Raw genomic sequence first — 5,724 nt, forward strand, 5'->3', positions numbered from 1 at the left:
ACACACCGGACATGGCCAGGCAAGGCGACATCCTGCGGACGCTCGCCGCGCTCGTGGATGCGGGAGCACTGCGGACCACGTTGAGCGCGACCCTTCACGGTCTCAGCGCGCAGACCTTCATCGAGGCGCATCGCCGCCTGGAAAGCGGCCAGGTGATCGGCAAACTGGCGGTGCGGTTCGAGTGACGATCCGCCCGCACGCCGGAGTCGAGTGCCGCAGAGTGCATGGCGACGTAGCGTCGGCAGCACCGGCTAGCCGAGAGTCCCCACACCCAATCGCGCATGCAGCTGCGTGGCAAAGCGTCCGGCGGCCATGCCCGCAGATGCAGGAAAGGCTCGATCCCCCCGGTTCCAACAGCCGCCGGACAGCACCTCACCCGTGTGCAGGCGACGCCCGGGTGATCCCCAAGTTGGTCCCCTTTGGTCGGTCTTGGAGCGGGCGGCTTCGCGACGAATTCACGGCGATGGAGCGCAGCCTTGTCGCGCTGCCAAGGCAGCGTCGACAACCAGGTGCGCCATGCTTCAGCTCAATCCTCCGCTCCCTCTCTGCACTCCCAAGGGCGAGGGATATGCCCACATCCTCATCGACTACGGCCCCGAGTCGGACCTTTACTGGACCGTGTTCATCACCGCGACGGGTGAAATCTGGACGTTCTCCAACCGCGAAGTGCGCGCGAGCAAGAACATCACCCTCGGCCGGACGCATCCCCAGGTGCCGCCGGGGCAGACGCACGTCCCGGCGCCCATGCGCTCGGTGCCCTAGCCTTCCATGAGGCGTTCCGTGAAAGCCGGGGGCCCGCTCTCCTGACTTCGACTCCACCCCCGACGGAGCAGGCTTGGCGTTCCGCCCCTCCCAGGAGCCGCCATGCTCTCCGCCTTCGGTTTCAACTGCACGCTCAAGCAAGGAGACCAGCCGTCCTCGACCCAGAAGCTGCTTGATCAGGTCCTGCGCGCACTGGACGGTTACGGCGTCAGTACGTCGTACGAGCGTGCCGTCGACCACGACATCAAGCCCGGGGTGAAGACCGACGAGGGCCCGGGCGATGCCTGGCCCGCCCTGCGCAAGCGCATCGACCAGGCCGACATCTTCGTGCTGGCCACGCCGATCTGGATGGGGCAACCCAGCTCGGTGGCCAAACGCGTCCTCGAGCGCCTGGATGCCGTCTTCGGCGAAATCGACGAGCACGGGATCTACCCGACCTTCGGAAAGGTCGCCCTCGTCTGCGTGGTCGGCAACGAGGATGGCGCCCACCACGTCACGGCCGAGCTCTACCAGGCGTTGGCGGACGTCGGCTTCACCATCCCGGGCGGCAGCTCCAGCTACTGGGTGGGCGAGGCCATGCACAACAAGAACTACGTCGACCTGGACCAGACGCCCAAGGCGCTTGCGGGCGCCATCCAGACGCAGGCGTGCAATGCCGCCCACCTGGCACGACTGCTCCAGGAGAGGCCTTATCCGGCGACGCGGTAGCGGGGTCGGTGTTCATCGGAGCACTGACCGCATTCGATGGCTCGGCGGGATCGCGTACCGATGCGAGTGTTGGCGACGCCCCTGACTACCTCGCGGCGTCCCGCCACTGCCTGAAAGACGGGGCGGCCTCACGCCGCCCGATGGTCGCGGTGCCCCCCCGCTCGTCGGACCTGGTAGGTGCCCGGTTGGCATCGCTATAAGGCTAATCCCAGCGATTGGCATTCTTCGGGTAACCGGGCCGTTGGACCCGGACCACGCAGAAGCGTTGCCCGGTAGGGGCCTGCATGACCACCCAGCGCTCGAGACGCCGGACCACCGTGGCTCCCAGCGTCTCCAGACGGGCGACCTCGGCGGGAATATCGTCCGTCTCGATATCCAGGTGCACGCGACTCTCGTGCTCGACCCGCTGGATCTGGACGATGGGTTCGTCAGGCGGCGTCTCCAGCATGCGGTAGTTGCCGCGTGTACCGGGATGCCCGGGATCGACGGGGCGACCGAGAGCGGCCGCCCAGAATGCCGCCGCCTGATCAACGTCGTCCGTATCGCAGTCGATCAGCACTGCGCAGAGCCGGGAGTAATGCGCCATGGCTTATTCCTGATGATGATGCGGACTGCCGGAGTAACGGGAGGCAGGTGGCCAGGTCAAGATCTTGCCGCCGCCGGCATGCACGAGGCGTTCCATCGCCACGAACCGACGCCCCTGGGCCAGACGAGCAACGCCCCCTTATTGCGCGAGCTGTTCAGTCTTCATCCGCATGCAGTTCAAGCGAGCTGGCGCCCGTGTTCACCAGCGGCACGAAGGTGTCCTCCGGGGTCACCTCGCGCTTGCGGTGGTTGAAGCGGTGGAACGCATAGGCGGCAAGCGTCCCGTCGAGGATGGCAAACCAGACGAACAGCAGCTTGGGCCCGAGCAGGCCCATGAGCGAGCCGGCGAGCAGGGGCCCGAGCGCCGAGCCGATGCCGTTGACCAGCAGCACCGTGCTCGACGCCGACATCAGCTCGTCCCGATGCACGTAGTCGACCAGGTGCGCCACGGCGATCGGATACAGGGTCAGGCTCATGCCGCCGAAGGCGAAGATCACCGCCATCGCCGCGGCGCCGCCGGGGTTGGGCAGGACCAGGTTGGTCAGTGCGGCCAGCGCGGCCAACCCGCTGATCAGCGACAGCGCGAGGCGCCGGTCGATGCGGTCGGAAAACCGCCCCAGCGGCCATTGCAGCACCACGCCCCCCGCCACGCCGACGCTCACGTAGGTGCCGATACCCCCGGCGCTCAGGCCACGGGCCGCGGCGTACACGGGCAACAGCCCCCAGAACGCGCCCATCGCCAGGCCGGAAAGGAGCGCGCTGACCAGCGCGGTGGGCGCCAGCCGGAACAGGGGCCCGATCCGGACCCGCGGCACCGAGCGCATTTGCGGCTGCGGCTGGCGGCTCGTCACCACGGGCAGGCTGGCGGCGCAGAAGAGGATCGCCACCATGCAGAACAGCACGAAGCCGTCGCCGCCGATGCGCAGGAACTGCTGCGCGGCCGCGGTCGCGCCCAGATTGACCATCATGTAGATGGCGAAGATCGAGCTGCGGTGCGCCGGATCGGCCGAGGCGTTCAGCCAGCTCTCGATGATCGCGTACAAGCCCACTAGCAGCAGCCCCTGCAGCAGCCGCAGCGCCAGCCACAGGCCGTACGCGGGCACCAGCGCCTGCACCAGCACCACCAGGGTCACCAGCGCCGTACAGAATGCGAATGCGCGAATGTGGCCGATGCGATGGGTGAGCCGCGGGACCGTGTAGGTGCCGACCAGGAACCCGGTGTAGTACGCCGACGTCAGCAGGCCGATCATCGCCACCGAGAAGCCCAGCGCCCGCCCCTGAAGCGCGATGTGCGAGTGGAGCAGGCCGACGCCCATCAGCAGGAACAAGGTGCTCAGCAGCAGCGACGTCGAGGTGCGGAGGCTGGTCAGCATGGGGGCGCTAGGAGGCAGTCGAAAACGCAGCCTACCCTCTCCCCCTGCCCTACTCTGTGACGGGCGAGCGGACCACGGCCCGAAGATGCACCACGCGGCTTATCGCCCTAGCCAGCTCGCGAAAAGTGAACCCGACCCTGTTAGCTAGGCGTTCCCCTTTATCGCACTTTAAGCCGGGTGACTTCGCCTACTTCTGCCTCCTGCGCGCAGCCGCGTCCATGGCCACACCTACCGCGATGCCGATCGCCAGGCCAACGCCCATGTTGTGCATGGCCGCGCCCATCGCGACCCCTATTGCAACGCCGATGGCGATTCCGGCGCCTGGTCGCAGACGCTTGGGTTCTTTTGTCGCGTTCAATTGTCACCCCTCGTCGGATGCGTTCGAGTCAATCGGTGATCCCGGTCCAAAAATAGGGTCAGAGTCGACTTTAAAAGTGCACTCTGCCCCCGTTTCCCTGACCCCTATTTCCTTACAACAGGCGCGCCATGACTCCCTCCGTCCCCTTTGTGACCCTTCCTTCATGCGCCCGACTAGTTCGCGGTAGAAGCTGACCCCGTCAGTTTGAGCATCACTTCGTTGTATCTCTTGGCGTAAGCCCGCGCATTCACGTTGAGCTGCCTTTCTTCGTCGTCGCAGTACGCGTCACCGGTACCCGCCAGCGCACGCACCATCTCCGGATGCGCATAGAAATCGCCGCGGTATCCGGGCACCTCCAGAGCGAAGCCATACACGGCCAAAAGGCGCCGGTCGCCAGACTTGTACGCACTGATCGCGTCGGACTCGGCGCGAGGCAGCTTCAGCTCGCGTAGCTCGGATACTTCGCTTCGATGGTCGCAGGTCGCCACCCGACGGTCGCATCCCGTCAGCAACACGATGGCCACCAAGAAAGGGGTCAGTTTTCCGGCTATCACGCTGCCGGTTGCCCTTCTCCGAGCCACTGACTAATTGTCCCTGGCACCTTTGTTGTGGCGCCCGTAGCCGGGCATCAGAAAGGGCCGCGGGTCCATCACCTTCACTGCGGCAACCTGACCCTGCGTATCGATGTCCAGTTGCAGGCTCACCGGCTGCTCGCGCACCGCGTCTTGCGCCGCCGCCCCCGTGACCGCGAGCAGCCACGCCGCCACAACCATGCTCAATCGGTGCATCCCCTCACCTCCATCAAAGCAGCAAGTTGGTTCGTTTACAGAGGTCGCGTGCAACTCTCAAAAAGGAACCTGGCGCCCTTTTTGCGCAAAGTGAAACTGCACTCTGACCCGGGTTTTCTTGACGGTGGGCAGGCGCAGGTTTGAGGGCCGGCCGAACGGGGTCAGGTTGAGCCCGTCCCGCTTTCTCGGTGCACAGGAGCGAGCGCATCGTCGATAAGCCCCCAACGGCCGAGCGCAGCCGTCTTCTTGATAAGGGAAAGGTCGACAATTCCCCGCGTTTTGTACTGCTTGACTAGGGCCCGCGCTTCGGTTGCCCCGCAAAGGTAGTAGTCCGGTGCTTCTCCGGGAGAATTGAGGCATACGAAGACGTATACCACGCCGTCGACAACCTTATCTTTCGTCAGCGGCCAACCGACGCTTTTCTTGTCCCGGATCGCCTTGACCTGGACATTTACCGTCTGCGCTTCATGCTCCGCAAATAGGTCGATCGCCTTTGCATTCCCTAGTGTCATCGCCACCGAGTAACCCCGGCGGTAAAGCTCCGCGGCCACAAAGTACTCACCTGCGAGATGAGTAGAGTTCTTGTCTGGGGTCGGAGCGGCCATGTGGTGGGTTTTTTCCGGCTCAGAGTAGGAGTCGCTAAGGGAGGTTGTAAAAAGCGAAACGGGGCGGGGGGAAGAAGGAAAGTGCACTCTGACCCGTGTTTTTCTTGCGATTCTATTTGCAGCGGATTCGGAGCGTGGCGTCCGTCGAGGTACCACCGCGCCAGTAGTTGTAGGAAACCTGCTTGGTCTCCTTGGCCTCGAGGACTTCGTACCCCTGCGGGCAGACCTCGTTGGCCTTGACGAAGCAGCCGCTCCTGTCCTCTCCGCACTCCATGAAGTACTGCTGCGATCCATCCGCCGTGTTCAACTTGACGGGCTCGATACCGCAACCCGCAAGCGTCAGCGCTGCCAAAGCCATGTATCCGAGTTTACGCACAACAACCTGCCTTTTCTGATTGCCAAAGCCAAGGGAAGAGGCCGGAGGAAGTTATGAAGCCTTAATTTCCTCTGGACTAGGTCCGCTCTCTCGGACACCACAAAGCGAGGACAATCCTCGCACGGAGGTGTTCGATGGAGAAGCGGCAGCGGTTTACCGCCCAGTTCAA

General features: G+C 64.5%; 9 protein-coding genes. 3 read left to right on the forward strand and 6 right to left on the reverse strand.

Going from position 1 to position 5,724, the window contains the following annotated elements; all coding sequences use genetic code 11:
• The 3 genes from VFH59_RS07980 to VFH59_RS07990 form a co-directional block, all read left to right on the forward strand.
• On the forward strand, positions 1–185 hold a 185-nt coding region (locus VFH59_RS07980; protein WP_325164355.1), incomplete at its 5' end, for a zinc-binding dehydrogenase.
• A 331-nt stretch (positions 186–516) separates the two neighbouring features.
• Positions 517–762 carry a hypothetical protein gene (locus VFH59_RS07985; protein WP_325164356.1) on the forward strand — a complete coding sequence of 82 codons (246 nt, stop codon included), beginning with the start codon at positions 517–519 and terminating at the stop codon, positions 760–762.
• 102 nt (positions 763–864) lie between these two features.
• The gene (locus VFH59_RS07990) at positions 865–1,470 is read left to right on the forward strand and encodes a flavodoxin family protein (protein WP_325164357.1); all 606 of its coding nucleotides are present in this window, start codon (positions 865–867) and stop codon (positions 1,468–1,470) included.
• Positions 1,471–1,672: 202 nt separating this feature from the next.
• Here the strand turns inward: VFH59_RS07990 and VFH59_RS07995 are convergent, their stop codons facing one another.
• The 6 genes from VFH59_RS07995 to VFH59_RS08020 all read right to left on the reverse strand — a co-directional run bounded on the left by VFH59_RS07995 (position 1,673) and on the right by VFH59_RS08020 (position 5,537).
• Positions 1,673–2,056, reverse strand: coding sequence for a VOC family protein (locus VFH59_RS07995; RefSeq protein ID WP_325164358.1), 384 nt, complete (start codon positions 2,054–2,056; stop codon positions 1,673–1,675).
• Between the two features lie 154 nt (positions 2,057–2,210).
• Positions 2,211–3,428 (reverse strand): MFS transporter, encoded by a 1,218-nt coding sequence (locus tag VFH59_RS08000; RefSeq protein WP_325164359.1) that lies wholly within the window; start codon positions 3,426–3,428, stop codon positions 2,211–2,213.
• Positions 3,429–3,959: 531 nt separating this feature from the next.
• Positions 3,960–4,313: a hypothetical protein gene (locus VFH59_RS08005; protein WP_325164360.1), complete on the reverse strand. Its 354-nt coding sequence runs from the start codon at positions 4,311–4,313 to the stop codon at positions 3,960–3,962.
• Positions 4,314–4,370: 57 nt separating this feature from the next.
• Positions 4,371–4,574 carry a hypothetical protein gene (locus VFH59_RS08010; RefSeq protein ID WP_325164361.1) on the reverse strand — a complete coding sequence of 68 codons (204 nt, stop codon included), beginning with the start codon at positions 4,572–4,574 and terminating at the stop codon, positions 4,371–4,373.
• Between the two features lie 161 nt (positions 4,575–4,735).
• Positions 4,736–5,179 carry a hypothetical protein gene (locus VFH59_RS08015; protein ID WP_325164362.1) on the reverse strand — a complete coding sequence of 148 codons (444 nt, stop codon included), beginning with the start codon at positions 5,177–5,179 and terminating at the stop codon, positions 4,736–4,738.
• A gap of 112 nt (positions 5,180–5,291) precedes the next feature.
• The gene (locus VFH59_RS08020) at positions 5,292–5,537 is read right to left on the reverse strand and encodes a hypothetical protein (RefSeq protein ID WP_325164363.1); all 246 of its coding nucleotides are present in this window, start codon (positions 5,535–5,537) and stop codon (positions 5,292–5,294) included.
• Positions 5,538–5,724: the final 187 nt, after the last annotated feature.

Source organism: Frateuria sp., assembly GCF_035695185.1.
GTDB lineage: Bacteria > Pseudomonadota > Gammaproteobacteria > Xanthomonadales > Rhodanobacteraceae > Frateuria_A.

Coding starts and splice junctions, on each gene's coding strand:
- VFH59_RS07985 (WP_325164356.1), top strand. CDS start 517: ATGCTTCAGCTCAATCCTCCGCTCCCTCTCTGCACTCCCAAGGGCGAG.
- VFH59_RS08010 (WP_325164361.1), bottom strand. CDS start 4,574: ATGCACCGATTGAGCATGGTTGTGGCGGCGTGGCTGCTCGCGGTCACG.
- VFH59_RS08015 (WP_325164362.1), bottom strand. CDS start 5,179: ATGGCCGCTCCGACCCCAGACAAGAACTCTACTCATCTCGCAGGTGAG.
- VFH59_RS08020 (WP_325164363.1), bottom strand. CDS start 5,537: ATGGCTTTGGCAGCGCTGACGCTTGCGGGTTGCGGTATCGAGCCCGTC.
- VFH59_RS08000 (WP_325164359.1), bottom strand. CDS start 3,428: ATGCTGACCAGCCTCCGCACCTCGACGTCGCTGCTGCTGAGCACCTTG.
- VFH59_RS07995 (WP_325164358.1), bottom strand. CDS start 2,056: ATGGCGCATTACTCCCGGCTCTGCGCAGTGCTGATCGACTGCGATACG.
- VFH59_RS07990 (WP_325164357.1), top strand. CDS start 865: ATGCTCTCCGCCTTCGGTTTCAACTGCACGCTCAAGCAAGGAGACCAG.